Consider the following 15,798-nt stretch of genomic DNA (forward strand, 5'->3'; position numbering starts at 1 on the left):
GCAAAAGGCGCGGATGCACCAGATTCATGTCACTCACATACGATTGAAGGAGCGAGCCGAATGAACGCGGTAACGGATGCAGTGAGCGCGACCGGACTCGATACGTCCCTGAAGGTGAACGGCCAGCGTCTGTGGGACAGCCTGATGACGATGGCGAGAATCGGCGCGACGCCCAAGGGCGGCGTCTGCCGCCTCGCGCTCACGGACCTCGACCGGCAAGGCCGCGATCTCATCGTCAGCTGGGCAAAGGAGGCGGGCTGCACGGTGACGGTCGATCAGATGGGCAACGTCTTCATGCGCCGCGCGGGACGCAAGCCCGATGCGCTGCCGGTCGTCACCGGCTCGCATGCGGATTCGCAGCCGACGGGCGGCCGCTTCGACGGTATCTACGGCGTGCTCGGCGGGCTCGAAGTGATCCGCACGCTGAACGATCATGCGATCGAAACGGAGCATCCGGTCGAAGTGGTCATCTGGACCAACGAGGAGGGCTCGCGCTTCGCGCCGGCGATGGTGGCATCGGGCGTGTTCGCCGGCGTCTTCACGCTGGAATACGGCCTCTCGCGCAAGGACGTGGACGGCAGGACGATCGGCGAGGAACTGAAGCGCATCGGCTATGCGGGCGATGCGCCATGCGGCGGCCGTGCACTGCATGCCGCGTTCGAACTGCACATCGAACAGGGGCCGATTCTCGAAGCGGAGAACAAGACGATCGGTGTCGTCACCGATGCGCAAGGGCAGCGCTGGTACGAGATCACCCTGACCGGACAGGAAGCGCACGCGGGTCCGACGCCGATGCCGCGCCGCAAGGACGCGCTGCTCGGTGCGTCGCGGGTAGTCGATCTGGTCAACCGCATCGGCCTCGATCATGCGCCGCTTGCGTGCGCGACGGTCGGCATGATGCAGGTGCATCCGAACTCGCGCAACGTGATCCCGGGGCGCGTGTTCTTTACCGTCGACTTCCGTCATCCTGACGACGCCGTGCTCGCGCAGATGGACGCCGAACTGCGCGAGGGCGTTGCACGCATCGCAGGCGGCATCGGCCTCGAGACGCAGCTCGAACAGATCTTCTACTACGCGCCCGTCGCATTCGATGCCACGTGCGTGAAGTCCGTGCGCGCCGCCGCCGCGCGCTTCGGCTACTCGCATCGGGACATGGTCTCGGGCGCGGGACACGACGCCTGCTATCTGGCGCAGGTTGCGCCCACGTCGATGGTGTTCGTGCCCTGCGTGGATGGCATCAGCCACAACGAGATCGAGGACGCGTCGCAGGAATGGATCGAGGCGGGCGCCAACGTCCTGCTTCACGCGATGCTCGAACGCGCGTCGGAACCGGCTTCATAAGCGCTTCATAGCGCCTGTCGTTTCTCTTTGGAACGCCTCTGCGGCTTCGCTCGCGCGAAGCCGGCGGGCACGGCTACGTCTTCATCCTGACTGAAGGAACGCGTATGACCATGAAGCAAACCGGCGATATCGCGGCGCACCGTCTTTCGCACGAACAGCTTGCGTGCGAGTTCTCCGACGTCGCGCCCTTGCTCGATGCGACCGCCGCCGCTGCGGCATCGAGCCGTTGCCACTACTGCTACGACGCGCCCTGCGTGCAGGCGTGTCCGACATCGATCGACATTCCCGGCTTCATCCGCAAGATCGGCAACGGCAATCTGAAGGGCGCGGCCGTCGACATCCTCTCGGCCAATCCGCTCGGCGGCATGTGCGCGCGAGTCTGTCCGACCGAGATTCTTTGTGAAGGCGCATGCGTGCGCAATCATCAGGACGACAAGCCCGTCGCGATCGGCGCGCTGCAGCGTCACGCGACCGACTGGGCCATGGCGCGCGGCGAGCCGCTCTTCACCCGCGCGGCCGATACGGGGCGCCACATCGCGGTCATCGGTGCGGGGCCGGCGGGGCTGGCGTGCGCGCATCGGCTCGCGCTCGCGGGCCACCGGGCGACCGTCTTCGACGCGCGCGAGAAGCCGGGCGGCCTGAACGAATATGGCATCGCCGCGTACAAGACGGTCGAGGACTTCGCGCAGCGCGAAGTGGAATGGCTCTATTCGATCGGCGGCATCGAGCTGAAGACGGGCGTGATGCTCGGGCGCGACATGACGCTCGACGACCTGCGCAAGCAATACGACGCCGTGTTTCTCTCGATCGGCCTCGGCGGCGTTCGCGCGCTCGCGCTCGACGGCGAGTCGCTTGGCGGCGTGGTGAACGCAGTCGATTTCATCGAACAGGTGCGCCAGGCCGACGATCTCGCGTCGGTGCCCATCGGGCGCCGCGTGGTGGTGATCGGCGGCGGCAATACGGCGGTCGATGCGGCCGTGCAAAGCCGCAAGCTCGGCGCAACCTCGGTGACGATGGTGTACCGGCGCGGCATCGAACACATGAGCGCGACGTGGGCCGAGCGCGAGTTCGCGCAGATGAACGGCGTCACGCTCGTCACGCACGCGCGGCCGGTGCGGCTTTCCGGCGCCGGCGGGCAGGTGACGGGCGTCGAATTCGAGCGTGGCACGGAGCGCTTCACGATCGATGCCGACATGGTGCTGAAGGCGATCGGGCAAACGCTGGTGCAGATCGGGCTCGATCACGAACTGCTTACGCTCGACGGCAGCCGCATCGCCACCGACGAAAACCGCCAGACGACCCTCGCGAAAGTCTGGGCAGGCGGCGACTGCGCGACTCACGAAGGCCCCGACCTCACGGTGCAGGCCGTGCAGGACGGCAAGCTCGCGGCGGCATCGATCGATGCATCGTTCGCGCTGACCGCCATCAGGGCAGCCTGACCAACACGACCCCACGATACACACGGAGCCGAACATGGCCGATCTTCGCTGCACGATTGCAGGCATCACTTCGCCGAACCCTTTCTGGCTCGCGTCCGCGCCGCCCACCGACAAGGCCTATAACGTGAACCGCGCGTTCGAGGCGGGCTGGGGCGGGGTCGTATGGAAGACGCTCGGGCTCGATCCGCACGTGGTCAACGTCAGCTCCCGCTATGGCGCGGTGCAGTGGAACGGCCAGCGCATGGCGGGCCTGAACAATATCGAACTGATCACCGACCGCCCGCTCGACGTAAACCTGCGCGAGATCGCGCAAGTGAAGCGCGACTGGCCCGATCGCGCGCTGATCGTCTCGCTGATGGTGCCGTGCAACGAGCGCGACTGGAAGTGGATCCTGCCGCTCGTGGAAGACACCGGTGCCGATGCGGTCGAGCTGAACTTCGGCTGTCCGCACGGCATGAGCGAGCGCGGCATGGGCGCGGCGGTCGGGCAGGTGCCCGAGTATGTCGAGATGGTCACGCGCTGGGTGAAGGAGGGCACGAAGCTGCCGTGCCTCGTCAAGCTCACGCCGAACATCAGCGACATTCGCGTGGGCTCGCGCGCCGCGTACAAGGGCGGCGCCGACGGCGTGTCGCTCATCAACACGATCAATTCGATCGTCGCGGTCGATCTCGACGAGATGGCGCCGATGCCGACCGTCGACGGCAAGGGCACGCACGGCGGCTACTGCGGCCCGGCCGTGAAGCCGATCGCGCTCAACATGGTCGCGGAAATTGCACGCGACAGAGAGACGCCGGACCTGCCGATCTCCGGCATCGGCGGCATTTCGAACTGGCGCGACGCCGCGGAATTCATCGTGCTCGGCGCGGGCAGCGTGCAGGTGTGCACGGCGGCGATGCACTACGGCTTTCGCATCGTATCCGATCTCGCCGACGGCCTCTCGAACTGGATGGACGAAAAAGGCTACGCGAGCCTCGACGACATCCGCGGACGCGCCGTGCCGAACGTGACCGACTGGAAGTATCTCAACCTGAAGTACGACATCAAGGCGCGCATCGACCAGGACAAGTGCATCAAGTGCGGCCTGTGCCACATCGCGTGCGAGGACACCTCGCATCAGGCGATCACGCGCGAAAAGGACGGCGCGCGGCATTTCGAGGTGGTCGATTCGGAATGCGTCGGGTGCAATCTGTGCATGCATGTCTGCCCCGTCGAGCAATGCATCACGATGGAGCGCGTGGACGCCGGCGAATACGCGAACTGGACCACGCATCCGAACAATCCCGCTCGCGTGGATGCACAAGAGCCCGCCAAGGCGGTATAGACGTGAAGGCAGCATCGCAACGCAGCGCCTGTTCCTGACACCCGTGGAGATCATCCGATGAAGCAGACAGCGCATTCCGTCGATCCGGGCTTCGCGGCCGGCGCCCAGTCGAGCAGTTTGTATAACGACGATCTGGCGCCGACCGGTCCCGCCCAGCGCACGTGGAAGTGGTATCACTTCGCGGCGCTGTGGGTCGGCATGGTCATGAACATCGCGTCGTACATGCTCGCGGCGGGGCTGACGGAGGAGGGCATGTCGCCGTGGCAGGCGGTGCTCACGGTGCTGCTCGGCAACGTGATCGTGCTCGTGCCGATGCTCATGATCGGCCACGCGGGCGCCAAGCACGGCATTCCGTACGCGGTGCTCGTGCGTTCGTCGTTCGGGACGCAGGGCGCGAAGCTGCCGGCGATGCTGCGCGCGATCGTCGCATGCGGCTGGTACGGCATCCAGACGTGGCTCGGCGGCAGCGCGATCTATACGCTGCTCAACATTCTCACCGGCAATGCGCTGCACGGCGCGGCGCTGCCGCTTCTCGACATCTCCGCCGGGCAGCTTGCGTGCTTTCTCTTCTTCTGGGCCCTGCAGATCTACTTCATCGTGCACGGCACCGATTCGATCCGCTGGCTCGAAAGCTGGTCCGCGCCGGTCAAGGTCGTGATGTGCATTGCGCTTGTCTGGTGGGCGACGTCGAAGGCGGGCGGCATCGGCTCGATGCTCTCGGCGCCTTCGCAGTTTGTCACGGGTGGCAAGAAAGAGGGCCTGTTCTGGGCTACTTTCTGGCCGGGGCTCACGGCGATGGTCGGCTTCTGGGCCACGCTCGCGCTGAATATCCCCGACTTCACGCGCTTTGCGCGCTCGCAGCGCGACCAGGTGATCGGCCAGTCGATCGGCCTGCCGGCGCCGATGGCGCTGCTCTCGGTGATCTCGGTGGTGGTCACCTCGGCAACTGTCGTGATCTACGGCAAGGCGATCTGGGACCCGATCGACCTGACGAGCCGCATGACCGGCATAGGCGTGGGCGTCGCGCTCATCATCCTCACGCTCGATACGATGTGCTGCAACCTCGCGGCGAATCTCGTCGGCCCCGCCTACGACTTTTCGAGCCTGTGGCCGAAGCGGATCTCGTATCGCGCGGGCGGCATGATCACCGCGACCATCGCCATCGTGATGATGCCGTGGAAGATTCTCGCGACCACGCAGGGCTACATCTTCACGTGGCTCGTCGGCTATTCGGCGCTGCTCGGGCCGGTGGCGGGCATCCTGATGGTCGACTACTTCCTGATTCGCGGCACGCGGCTCGATCACCGCGAGCTCTTCGACGAGAGCGGCGAATACAGCTACACGGGCGGCTGGAACATGGCGGCGGTCGTCGCGCTCGTGATCGGCGTGCTGCCGAATCTGCCGGGCTTTCTGCACACCGCGTTCCCGGCGTCGTTCCCGAACGTGCCCGCATTCTTCAACACGCTCTATACCTACGCCTGGTTCGTGGGGCTCGCGCTCGCGTCGATCGTCTACGGCGCGTGGATGAAGCTGCGCAAGAGCCCGAGCGCGCGCGTGGCGAGCGCATGACAACTCAAGGAGACAGCAACATGACGATCCTGATTCGCGGCGGCACGGTGGTCGACGCCGACCGCACCTATCGCGCCGACGTGCTGTGCGCGGACCCGCAGGACGGCGGCACGATCCTCGCGATTGGCGCCGGTCTCGAAGCGCCGGCGGGCGCGCAGATCATCGATGCGCTCGGCCAGTACGTGATGCCCGGCGGCATCGATCCGCACACGCACATGGAGCTGCCCTTCATGGGCACGACCGCGAGCGACGACTTCTACACCGGCACGGCGGCGGGGCTGTCGGGCGGGACGACGAGCATCATCGACTTCGTTATCCCGAGCCCGAAGCAGCCGCTCATGGATGCGTTCAGGGAGTGGCGCGGCTGGGCGGAGAAGGCGGCGGCGGACTACGGCTTTCACGTCGCGGTGACGTGGTGGGACGAGTCGGTGCATCGCGACATGGGCACGCTCGTCCACGATCACGGCGTATCGAGCTTCAAGCATTTCATGGCCTACAAGAACGCGATCATGGCCGATGACGAAGTGCTCGTGAACAGCTTCACGCGCTCGCTCGAACTCGGCGCGCTGCCGACTGTGCATGCGGAAAACGGCGAACTCGTGTTTCAGTTGCAGAAGCAGCTGCTCGCGCGCGGTTTCACCGGTCCCGAGGCGCATCCGCTGTCGCGCCCGCCCGAAGTCGAAGGCGAGGCGGCGAACCGCGCAATCCGCATCGCGCAGGTGCTGGGCGTGCCGATCTACATCGTGCACGTCTCGGCGAAGGATGCCGTCGATGTGATCGCGCGTGCGCGCAACGAAGGCCAGCGCGTGTTCGGCGAAGTGCTGCCGGGGCATCTCGTGATCGACGAGTCGGTGTATCGCGATCCGGACTGGACGCGTGCCGCCGCTCACGTGATGAGCCCGCCGTTTCGCTCCGCCGAGCATCGCGAGGCGTTGTGGCGCGGCCTGCAATCGGGCCAGCTTCACACGACGGCAACCGACCACTGCGTGTTCTGCGCATCGCAGAAGGCCATGGGCCGCGAGGACTTCACGAAGATTCCGAACGGCTGCGGCGGCGTCGAGGACCGCATGTCGGTGCTCTGGCATCACGGCGTCAATCAGGGCCGGCTCACCCCGAACGAATTCGTGCGCGTGACGTCGGCGAACGCGGCGCAGATCTTCAATCTCTATCCGAGGAAAGGTGCGGTGCAGGTCGGCGCGGACGCGGATCTCGTCGTGTGGGACCCGGCGGCGAGCAAGACGATCTCTGTCAGGACGCATCATCAGAAGGTCGATTTCAACGTGTTCGAAGGCATGACGGTGCAGGGCGTGGCGACGCACACGCTCACGCGCGGCGCGCTCGCGTGGGCGAACGGAGACTTGCGCGCCGTGCGCGGCGCGGGTCAGTATCTGAAGCGCCCGCCCAATCCGTCGTACTTCGAGGCGACGCGCGTCGCGAACCGGCTCAAGGAGCCACACCCGGTCGTGCGTGCCGGCGACAAGGTCGTGAAGGCGGCCTGAGCGGTCGTTGCGCCTTTTATCCTCCTGCTCGTGGCCGGCGCCTGTGCGCCGGCTTTTTTTGCCCCGATTCCGTCCGGGTGGCCATCTATGCGGCCGTAGCGGCGACGCGATAAACTCGTCGGCGCTATTCGACACGCACCGGCCTCCGGACAGTCGATAGTCGCTGCTAGCGCGACGGAACTCGCGTGGTCCGAGAAGCGGGACGTCTTCGCGCAACTTCGTATCTCCACGAACCGGCTGAGGAAGAGCAATGACCAACCGCAACTTGACGACGGCCGCAGGCGCTCCCGTCGGAGACAACCAGAATTCAGAGACCGTCGGCCCGCGCGGTCCCATCACCCTGCAGGATTTCTGGCTTATCGAAAAGCTCGCGCATTTCGACCGCGAGGTGATCCCGGAGCGCCGCGTGCACGCGAAGGGCTCGGGCGCCTTCGGCACGCTGAAAGTCACGCACGACATCACGAAATACACGAAAGCGAAACTGTTCGGCGCGACAGGCAAGGAAACGAAACTGTTCATGCGCTTCTCGACGGTCGCCGGCGAGCGCGGCGCCGCCGACGCCGAGCGTGACGTGCGCGGCTTTTCGATCAAGTTCTACACGGAAGAAGGCAACTGGGACATCGTCGGCAACAACACGCCGGTGTTCTTCATTCGCGATCCGCTTAAATTTCCCGACTTCATCCATACGCAAAAGCGCGATCCGCGCACCAATATGCGTAACGCGGCCAATATCTGGGACTTCTGGTCGCGCACGCCCGAGTCGCTGCATCAGGTGACGATCCTGATGAGCGATCGCGGCATTCCGAAGAACTTCCGGCAGATGCACGGCTTCGGCTCGCATACGTTCTCGTTCATCAACGCGCAGAACGTGCGCCATTACGTGAAGTTCCATTTCAAGACGATGCAGGGCATCGAGAACTACACGAACGCCGAGGCGAAAAAGCTGATCGGCGAGGATCGCGAGAGCGCGCAGCGCGATCTGTATGACGCGATCGAAGCGAAGAACTTTCCGAAGTGGCGCTTCTGCATCCAGGTGATGACGGAGGACGAGGCGCGCGGGCATCACGAGAATCCGTTCGACATCACGAAGACGTGGTCGCAGAAGGAATATCCGCTGATCGACGTGGGCGTCGTCGAGCTGAACAGAAATCCGGAGAACTATTTCGCGGATGTCGAGCAATCCGCGTTCACGCCGGCCAATGTCGTGCCGGGCATCGGGTTCTCTCCGGACCGGCTGCTTCAGGGGCGGCTGTTCTCCTACGGCGACACGCAACGCTACCGGCTCGGCATCAACCATCATCAGATTCCGGTCAACGCGCCGCTCAATCCGGTGCATGCGCCATATCATCGCGACGGCTCGATGCGTGCCGACGGCAACCTCGGCGGCACGGCGAACTACGAGCCGAACCGCTTCGGCGCGTTTGCGCAGGACCCGTCGGTGAACGAGCCGCCGCTTGCGGTGGAAGGCGCGATCGAGCGCTACGACCATCGCGCGGACGACGACTACTACAGCCACGCGCGCGCGCTCTTCAACCTGTTCGATGCGGGGCAGAAGGAGCGCCTGTTCAACAACATCGCGGAGGCGATGGCGGGCGTGCCGCAGGAAATCATCGACCGTGAGGTGGCGCTCTTCGCGAAGATCGATCCGGCCTACGCGGAGGGCGTGAAGAAGGCGCTGCCGACGCCGGCGCCGGTGTCGGAGACGGCGCTGCCCTGACGCGGGTCGTCGTGCGGCGGCAGATGCCCGCGCCCGAAAGGGTGCGGGCATTTTTTTGGACCAGGCGGGGCGAGGCGAGGGGCGGTAGAACCTCGCACGGACCACAACAGAAAATCTTCCAGACAATTGATAGTTAATGCAAAACGCCGTTTCCAACCGGACGGGGAAGCGATCGGCGAACACCGCATGAACGTGGTCGCATGCCGCAGACCCATTGTCGTTCGCGCTGCCGCCCTGAAGTTCGCGCGACGGCGCGCGCAATCGTCATATCACTCGGTCACACAACACGGCTACGATGCGTATCGCCATGAACAAAAACACCGCTCCACTCGCCGGCTTCGTTTCGGCCCTGCTTGCCGCGGCGGCCTTCGCCGTCAGTTCTCCTGCCGCCGCGCGGCACAATCCCAACGCGCTCTGGGAAATCGTCCACGACTACTGCGTGCCCGCGGCCGAAGGCGCGAACGTCCAGCAGAAATGCATCGACGTGAATCTCGCGGGCGGCTATGCGGTGCTGAAGGATATCGTCGGCATCGCGCAGTATCTGCTGATCCCTACCGCGCGCATCGGCGGCATCGAAAGCACCGACCTGCTGGTTCCCGGCTCGCCGAACTACTGGCGCGCGGCGTGGGAGGCGCGCCGGTTCGTCGACGACGCCCTGCACACCAGACTCCCGCGCGACGAAATCTCGCTCGCCATCAATTCCGCGAGCGGACGCACGCAGAACCAGCTGCATATTCATATCGACTGCCTGGCGCCTGATGTCGTCGAGGCGCTGCGCGAGTACGGGCCGCGCATCGGCACCGGCTGGTCGCGGTTTCCGATTCTGCTGCGCGGCCATTCGTATCGCGTGCGCCGCATCGAAGACGCCGACCTGAGCCACACCGATCCGTTCAAGCTGGTCGCGCCGGATGTCGCGGCCGAAGGGCAGGTGATGGCCGACCAGACGCTCCTGCTCGCCGGGGCGACACTGCGCGACGGCACGCCCGCGTTCTACCTGTTCAACGATCACGTGCAGCCGGGCGACTGGGCTTCGTCGGAGGAATTGCAGGATCACACTTGCGCGGTGGCGAAAAACGCCGGGCAAAAGTGACGTAGCGACAGAGTGTGAGGGGGACGCCGTGTTGAAACGCCCGAGATCCGGCTGACGGTGCGCTCCGATGCCGACGTCGCCGAAGCCTTCCGGGCAACGGGCGAAGGCTGGCAGACGCGCATGAACGATGCGCTGCGTGCATGGCTGCGCGAGCACCGGTGGGCGTGAGCCGCATCGCCACGCTGACGCCTTCCCTGCCGTGCCCGCCAAAGGGCTCTTTCCAGGTTCGTCGCAAAACCTCGCGTTTTCCCTAGCTTTCTCCCGCTAATGGTAACGCTACCATTGGCGCATCCCAAATTTCCCCATCCATCGGACAGAACCGCCGATGGTAGCGTTACCAGACAAATCGGACACATCCAAAGGAGACGGCCTTGACCTCCACCCGCAAGACCCCGGAGCAGCTTCGCAGCCACCGCTGGTACGGCGTGAACGACCTGCGCTCGTTCGGGCACCGTTCGCGCACGGCGCAGATGGGCTACCACTCGTCGGACTACATGGGCAAGCCGGTGATCGCGGTGGTCAACACGTGGAGCGAAATCAACTCGTGCCACACGCATTTCAAGCAGCGCGTCGAGGAAGTGAAGCGCGGCATCTGGCAGGCGGGCGGCTTTCCGGTCGAAATGCCCGTGATGACGCTCGCCGAGCCGTTCCAGAAGCCCACCACCATGCTCTATCGCAACTTCCTCGCGATGGAAACCGAGGAGCTGCTGCGCTCGTATCCCTTCGACGGCTGCGTGCTGATGGGCGGCTGCGACAAGACCACGCCCGGGCTGCTGATGGGCGCGATCAGCATGGACCTGCCCGCGATCTTCCTGCCCGCCGGCCCGATGCTGCGTGGCAACTGGAACGGCCGCACGCTCGGCAGCGGCTCCGACACCTGGAAGTACTGGGCGGAACTGCGCGCGGGCAAGATCACCGAGGACGAGTGGAAGGGCATCGAAAGCGGCATCGCGCGCTCGCCCGGCCACTGCATGACGATGGGCACCGCATCGACGATGACGAGCGCGGCCGAGGCGCTCGGCCTCACGCTGCCGGGTTTCTCGTCGATCCCCGCCGTCGACTCGCGCCACGCGCAGTTCGCCTCGCTTACGGGACAGCGCATCGTCGAGATGGTGTGGACGGACGTGAAGCCTTCCGACGTGCTGACCGCCAAGTCGTTCGACAACGCCATCACCACCGTGCTCGCGATGTCCGGCTCGACCAACGCGATCGTGCATCTCGTGGCGGTCGCGCGCCGCGCGGGCGTGCCGCTCACCACCGCGCGCTTCGACGAACTGGCGCGCATCACGCCGGTGATCGCCAACCTGCGCCCGGCCGGCCAGTACCTGATGGAGGACTTCTTCTACGCGGGCGGCCTGCGCGCGCTTCTCATGGAACTGGGCGAGCTGATCGACGGCACGCAGATGACGGTGAACGGCTCGACGCTCGGCGAAAACATCGCGGGCGCTGAAATCTTCAACGACGACGTGATCCGCCGCCGCGACAACCCGCTCGTGCCGTGCGACGGCCTCGCGGTGCTGACCGGCAATCTCGCGCCGGACGGCGCGGTCATCAAGCCGGCCGCGATGGAGGCGCATCTGCTGAAACACCGCGGCCCGGCGGTCGTGTTCAAGGATTACGCGGACATGGCCGCGCGCATCGACAGCGAGGAGCTCGACGTCACCGCCGACTCGGTGATCGTGCTGCAGCACGCGGGACCGGTCGGCGCGCCCGGCATGCCGGAGTGGGGCCAGTTGCCGATCCCGCAGAAGCTGCTCAAGGCAGGCGTGCGCGACATGGTGCGCATCTCGGACGCGCGCATGAGCGGCACGAGCTACGGCGCGTGCGTGCTGCATGTCGCGCCGGAATCGTTCGTCGGCGGGCCGCTCGCGCTGGTGAAGGACGGCGACGTGATCGAACTCGACGTCCATGCGCGGCGCCTCGTGCTCGACGTGAGCGACGCCGAACTCGCCGCGCGCCGCGAAGCGTGGACGCCGCCGAAGCGCCATTTCGAGCGCGGCTTCGGCGTGATGCACCAGCTGCATGTGACGCAGGCAAACAAGGGCTGCGATTTCGACTTTCTCGAAGAACCGGCGAGCGCCCCGACGCAGGACGGCGAGCCCGAGATCCATTGAATCCCACGGAACCGAAAACCATGACTTCCACCGATATCAGCGTCAGCGACGCCGCCCTCGAACAGCTTCGCCACGTCAGCACCGCGACGCTCACGACGCAACTCTTCAAGCGCGGCCTGCGCAACGTGTTCCTGCAAGGCGTCGCGCCGCTCGTCAAGCCCGCGGTCGGCGCGCCGAACCTCGTCGGCCCGGCGTTCACGCTGCGCAATATCCCGGCGCGCGAGGACCTCGATCACGTCGGCGTGTTCCAGGACCCGGATCATCCGCAGCGCAAAGCCGTGGAAACCGCGCCGCCCGGCAGCGTGCTCGTGCAGGATTGCCGCGGCGACCGCACGGTCGCGTCGACCGGCTCGATCCTCACGACGCGCCTCAAGGTGCGCGGTGTCGCGGGCATGGTGTCGGACGGCTGCGTGCGCGACAGCGGCACGATCGGCGACATCGGCCTGCCGCTCTTCTGCGCGGGCGCGAGCGCGCCGCTCAATCTGGCGAAGCATCACGCCGTGGACATGAACGTGCCGATCGCGTGCGGCGGCGTGGCGGTGTATCCGGGCGATATCGTGGTCGGCGACGTGGACGGCGTCGTGATCGTGCCGCGCCATCTCGCGGAGGAAGTCGCGCGCGACGCCACCGAGCAGGAACTGCTGGAGGAGTTCATCGCCGGGCGTGTCGCGGCGGGCAGCGTGCTGCGCGGCACTTATCCGCCGAACGAGGAAACGCTCGCGGCCTACGCCGAATGGCGCGCGAAGCGCAACTGAGGCGCAACCGAAGCGCAACCGAAGCGCAACCGAAGCGCAACTGAGGCGCAACTGAGGCGCAACTGAGGCGCAACTGAGGCGCCGCGCCCGGCCGCAACCATCTGACCTGTCCCGCGCGCTTCGACGCGGGCGGAAGGAGACAACCTTGAATTCCCCCACGCCCACCCGCACCGCCGCGATCGACGAATCGCGCCTGATGAACCGCCTCGCGCTGCGGCTGATGCCGCTGCTCGGCGTGCTGTATCTCGTCGCGTATATCGACCGCTCGAATGTCGGCTTCGCCAAGCTGCAGATGCTCGGCAGCCTCGGCCTCTCCGAGGTTGCGTACGGCCTCGGCGCGTCGCTCTTTTTCATCGGCTATCTGATCTTCGAGATTCCGAGCAACGTGATGCTGCACAAGTACGGCGCGCCGCGCTGGATCGCGCGGATCATGCTGACCTGGGGCATCGTCACGATCCTGCTCGCCTTCACGAAGAACGCGACGATGTTCTACGTGCTGCGCTTTCTGCTCGGCGCGTCGGAGGCGGGGCTGTACCCGGGCGTGATCTATTACCTGACGCTGTGGTTTCCGGCACGGCACCGCGTGCGCATGCTCGGTTATTTCACGCTCGGCAGCAGCATCGGCAACATGGTCGGCGCGCCGATCTGCGGCTATCTGCTCGACAAGGGCGGCTTTCTCGACCTGCAGGGCTGGCAACTGGTCTTCATCGTGACGGGCCTGCCGTCGGTGCTGCTGACCGCGGTCGTGCTGTTCTGCCTGCCCGCGTCGCCGCTGAAGGCGACGTTCCTGTCCGATCCCGAAAAGAAGTGGCTCGCCGACCGGCTAGAGTCCGAGCGCGCGGAAGCGCGCAAGTCGGAGGCGGGCGGCTCGCACCTTTTGAGCGTGCTGACCGAGCCGCGCGTGATCGGCATGGCGCTCTATTACATGATGCTGTCGATTTCGGTCTACGGCGTGAGCTACTGGCTGCCGACGCTCGTCAAGGGCTTCGGCGTCACCAACACGACCAACGGCATGCTGAACATCCTGCCGTGGCTCGCCGCGACGATCGTCCTCGCATGGCTGCCCGCGAAGCTGCGCGCCGGCAACCGCACGATGGGCGCGATGCTTGCCGCCGCGCTGCTGGGCGTGATGTTCTTCCTCGGCAGCGTGTTCCTGCCGACCAACACGCTGCGTTTCGCCGCGCTGTGCCTCGGCGCGCCGTGCATGTATCTGCTGCTGCCGTGCTTCTGGACGCTGCCGCCGAAATTCCTGACCGGCGCGCGCGCCGCGGCGGGCATCGCGGCGATCAATTCGCTCGGCAATGTCGGCGGGTTCGTCGCGCAGAACCTGGTGCCGTGGGTGCGGCAGGCGAGCGGCAGCGTCAAGGCGCCGATGCTGATTCCCGCCGCGTGCCTGACCGTGTTCGCGATCGTCACGTTCATCCTGATGCGGCGCAACAGGACGGGCGGCGCACTGTCGCTGCAAGGCGCGGGCGAGATGAAGACGAGGGCTTAAAATCGCCGTCCTGAGCCACCTCCTGACCCACCTCCGAACACGCCACCCATGCCGAACGAGAAACCGACCTCCGGGCTGATCGCCGCGCCCGTGCCCGCGCCGGCCAGGCGCTCGCGCGGGGCGAAGAAGGGCATCCGCATCACCGATGTGGCGGCCTCGGCGGGCGTGTCGCCGATCACGGTATCGCGCGTGTTCAACGCGCCGGAGACGGTCGCGCCCGAAACGCTCTCGCGCGTGCGGCAGGCGGTGGCGCAGCTCGGCTACGTGCCGAACCGGCTGGCGGGCGGGCTGTCGTCGGCGAAATCACGCCTGATCGCGGCGATCGTGCCGACGGTCGCGCACTCGCTTTTCTCGGAAACCGTGCAGGTTTTCAGCGACACGATGTCCCGCGCGGGCTATCAGGTGCTGCTCGGCCTCTCCGGCTACAGCGACGAAGACGAAGACCAGCTGCTCGACGCCGTGCTGAGCCGCCGCCCGGAAGGCGTGCTGCTGACGGGCGTCGCGCATGCGGCGAGCCTGCGCGAGCGGCTCCTGAAGGTCGGCATTCCGATCGTCGAGACGTGGGACATGACGGATGAGCCGATCGACATGCTGGTCGGCTTCTCGCATTACCGGATCGGCGCGGCGGTGGCAGAGCGGCTGCTCGCGCGCGGCGCGCGGCATCCGGCGCTCGTCTCCGCGAACGACGACCGCGCGCTGGCCCGCCGGCGCGGTTTCGTCGATACGTTCGCGGCGCACGGCGTTCAGGATATAGCCGAAGTGCTGGTGCCGCCGCCAAGCTCGGTTGCGCTCGGCCGCGACGGCCTGCAGCGCATCGTCGCGGAGCGGCCCGATACCGATGCGGTCTTCTGCAGCTCGGACCTGCTGGCGCTCGGCGTGGTGTCGCAGGCGAGAAAGCTCGGCGTCGCGGTGCCGGGGCGCATCGCGGTGTGCGGCTTCGGCGACCTGGAGTTCGCCGCCGACACGGCGCCCGCGCTGACGACGGTGCGCGTGGACGGCAAGCGCATCGGCGTGACGGCCGCGCGCTGCCTGATCGACCGGCTCGCCGGGGCGGGGGAGAAGAAGGTGATCGACGTGGGGTTCGAACTGGTCGAGCGCGAGACGACCTGACCCGCGCGCCGGTCAGTGCCCGCGATGCCCGAACACGCGCGGGCGCACGTCTTCCACATCGGCTTCCGGCAGCACGCGGCTGAGCGTGCGGATCGTGAAGGCGAGGTCTTCGCTCGCGACATCGAATTCGAGGCGCAGTTGCGCGTGATCGCGCGACGCGTGGCTCACATAGACGCCGAGCGGCGAATGAAACAGGCGCCGGATGCGCTCGCGCGAGGCGTCCTCGTGTTCGCTTCTGACCACCGCCGAAAGCAGCACGCGCTGCGAAGAAAGCGCGAGGGCGTTGTCGCCCGCTGCGGTGCCGCAGGCGGCGAGTGCAAGAGCCATGTTCATTTGCATCGAGCTCCG

General features: G+C 66.3%; 12 protein-coding genes and 1 pseudogene. 12 read left to right on the top strand and 1 reads right to left on the bottom strand.

Going from position 1 to position 15,798, the window contains the following annotated elements:
• Positions 1–60 precede the first annotated feature (60 nt).
• The 12 genes and pseudogenes from BG61_RS07625 (at position 61) to BG61_RS07675 (ending at position 15,450) form a co-directional block, all read left to right on the top strand.
• Complete coding sequence (locus BG61_RS07625) at positions 61–1,341, top strand: Zn-dependent hydrolase (protein ID WP_035929662.1); 1,281 nt, start codon at positions 61–63, stop codon at positions 1,339–1,341.
• 104 nt (positions 1,342–1,445) lie between these two features.
• A complete protein-coding gene (locus tag BG61_RS07630) occupies positions 1,446–2,780 on the top strand; it encodes an NAD(P)-dependent oxidoreductase (RefSeq protein WP_035929675.1) in 1,335 nt (444 codons plus the stop codon).
• Between the two features lie 34 nt (positions 2,781–2,814).
• The gene (preA, locus tag BG61_RS07635; protein ID WP_035929677.1) at positions 2,815–4,101 is read left to right on the top strand and encodes an NAD-dependent dihydropyrimidine dehydrogenase subunit PreA; all 1,287 of its coding nucleotides are present in this window, start codon (positions 2,815–2,817) and stop codon (positions 4,099–4,101) included.
• 57 nt (positions 4,102–4,158) lie between these two features.
• The gene (locus BG61_RS07640; RefSeq protein ID WP_035929679.1) at positions 4,159–5,670 is read left to right on the top strand and encodes an NCS1 family nucleobase:cation symporter-1; all 1,512 of its coding nucleotides are present in this window, start codon (positions 4,159–4,161) and stop codon (positions 5,668–5,670) included.
• A 20-nt stretch (positions 5,671–5,690) separates the two neighbouring features.
• Complete coding sequence (gene hydA / locus BG61_RS07645; RefSeq protein WP_035930015.1) at positions 5,691–7,169, top strand: dihydropyrimidinase; 1,479 nt, start codon at positions 5,691–5,693, stop codon at positions 7,167–7,169.
• A 250-nt stretch (positions 7,170–7,419) separates the two neighbouring features.
• Entirely contained in the window at positions 7,420–8,886 is a 1,467-nt protein-coding gene (locus tag BG61_RS07650) for a catalase (RefSeq protein WP_051672354.1), read from the top strand.
• A 307-nt stretch (positions 8,887–9,193) separates the two neighbouring features.
• Entirely contained in the window at positions 9,194–9,976 is a 783-nt protein-coding gene (locus tag BG61_RS07655; RefSeq protein WP_035930020.1) for a CDP-diacylglycerol diphosphatase, read from the top strand.
• 39 nt (positions 9,977–10,015) lie between these two features.
• Positions 10,016–10,144: pseudogene (locus BG61_RS39925) on the top strand (BrnA antitoxin family protein); the annotation flags it as partial.
• Positions 10,145–10,347: 203 nt separating this feature from the next.
• Positions 10,348–12,090, top strand: coding sequence for an L-arabinonate dehydratase (gene araD, locus BG61_RS07660; protein ID WP_035929682.1), 1,743 nt, complete (start codon positions 10,348–10,350; stop codon positions 12,088–12,090).
• A 20-nt stretch (positions 12,091–12,110) separates the two neighbouring features.
• The gene (locus BG61_RS07665; protein ID WP_035929683.1) at positions 12,111–12,845 is read left to right on the top strand and encodes a ribonuclease activity regulator RraA; all 735 of its coding nucleotides are present in this window, start codon (positions 12,111–12,113) and stop codon (positions 12,843–12,845) included.
• 196 nt (positions 12,846–13,041) lie between these two features.
• Positions 13,042–14,340, top strand: a complete 1,299-nt coding sequence (locus tag BG61_RS07670; protein ID WP_051672364.1) for an MFS transporter — start codon at positions 13,042–13,044, stop codon at positions 14,338–14,340.
• A gap of 48 nt (positions 14,341–14,388) precedes the next feature.
• Positions 14,389–15,450, top strand: a complete 1,062-nt coding sequence (locus tag BG61_RS07675; protein ID WP_035929688.1) for a LacI family DNA-binding transcriptional regulator — start codon at positions 14,389–14,391, stop codon at positions 15,448–15,450.
• A gap of 12 nt (positions 15,451–15,462) precedes the next feature.
• On the opposite strand, the gene BG61_RS07680 is transcribed toward BG61_RS07675, so the two are convergent.
• Positions 15,463–15,783: a hypothetical protein gene (locus BG61_RS07680; RefSeq protein ID WP_035929689.1), complete on the bottom strand. Its 321-nt coding sequence runs from the start codon at positions 15,781–15,783 to the stop codon at positions 15,463–15,465.
• Positions 15,784–15,798: the final 15 nt, after the last annotated feature.

The organism is Caballeronia glathei, from assembly GCF_000698595.1.
GTDB lineage: Bacteria > Pseudomonadota > Gammaproteobacteria > Burkholderiales > Burkholderiaceae > Caballeronia > Caballeronia glathei.

Excerpts from the sequence above, each read along its gene's own strand:
- BG61_RS07640 (WP_035929679.1), top strand. The coding sequence starts at position 4,159 with ATGAAGCAGACAGCGCATTCCGTCGATCCGGGCTTCGCGGCCGGCGCC.
- BG61_RS07675 (WP_035929688.1), top strand. The coding sequence starts at position 14,389 with ATGCCGAACGAGAAACCGACCTCCGGGCTGATCGCCGCGCCCGTGCCC.
- hydA (WP_035930015.1), top strand. The coding sequence starts at position 5,691 with ATGACGATCCTGATTCGCGGCGGCACGGTGGTCGACGCCGACCGCACC.
- BG61_RS07665 (WP_035929683.1), top strand. The coding sequence starts at position 12,111 with ATGACTTCCACCGATATCAGCGTCAGCGACGCCGCCCTCGAACAGCTT.
- BG61_RS07650 (WP_051672354.1), top strand. The coding sequence starts at position 7,420 with ATGACCAACCGCAACTTGACGACGGCCGCAGGCGCTCCCGTCGGAGAC.
- BG61_RS07680 (WP_035929689.1), bottom strand. The coding sequence starts at position 15,783 with ATGAACATGGCTCTTGCACTCGCCGCCTGCGGCACCGCAGCGGGCGAC.
- BG61_RS07655 (WP_035930020.1), top strand. The coding sequence starts at position 9,194 with ATGAACAAAAACACCGCTCCACTCGCCGGCTTCGTTTCGGCCCTGCTT.
- BG61_RS07625 (WP_035929662.1), top strand. The coding sequence starts at position 61 with ATGAACGCGGTAACGGATGCAGTGAGCGCGACCGGACTCGATACGTCC.
- BG61_RS07670 (WP_051672364.1), top strand. The coding sequence starts at position 13,042 with ATGAACCGCCTCGCGCTGCGGCTGATGCCGCTGCTCGGCGTGCTGTAT.
- preA (WP_035929677.1), top strand. The coding sequence starts at position 2,815 with ATGGCCGATCTTCGCTGCACGATTGCAGGCATCACTTCGCCGAACCCT.
- BG61_RS07630 (WP_035929675.1), top strand. The coding sequence starts at position 1,446 with ATGACCATGAAGCAAACCGGCGATATCGCGGCGCACCGTCTTTCGCAC.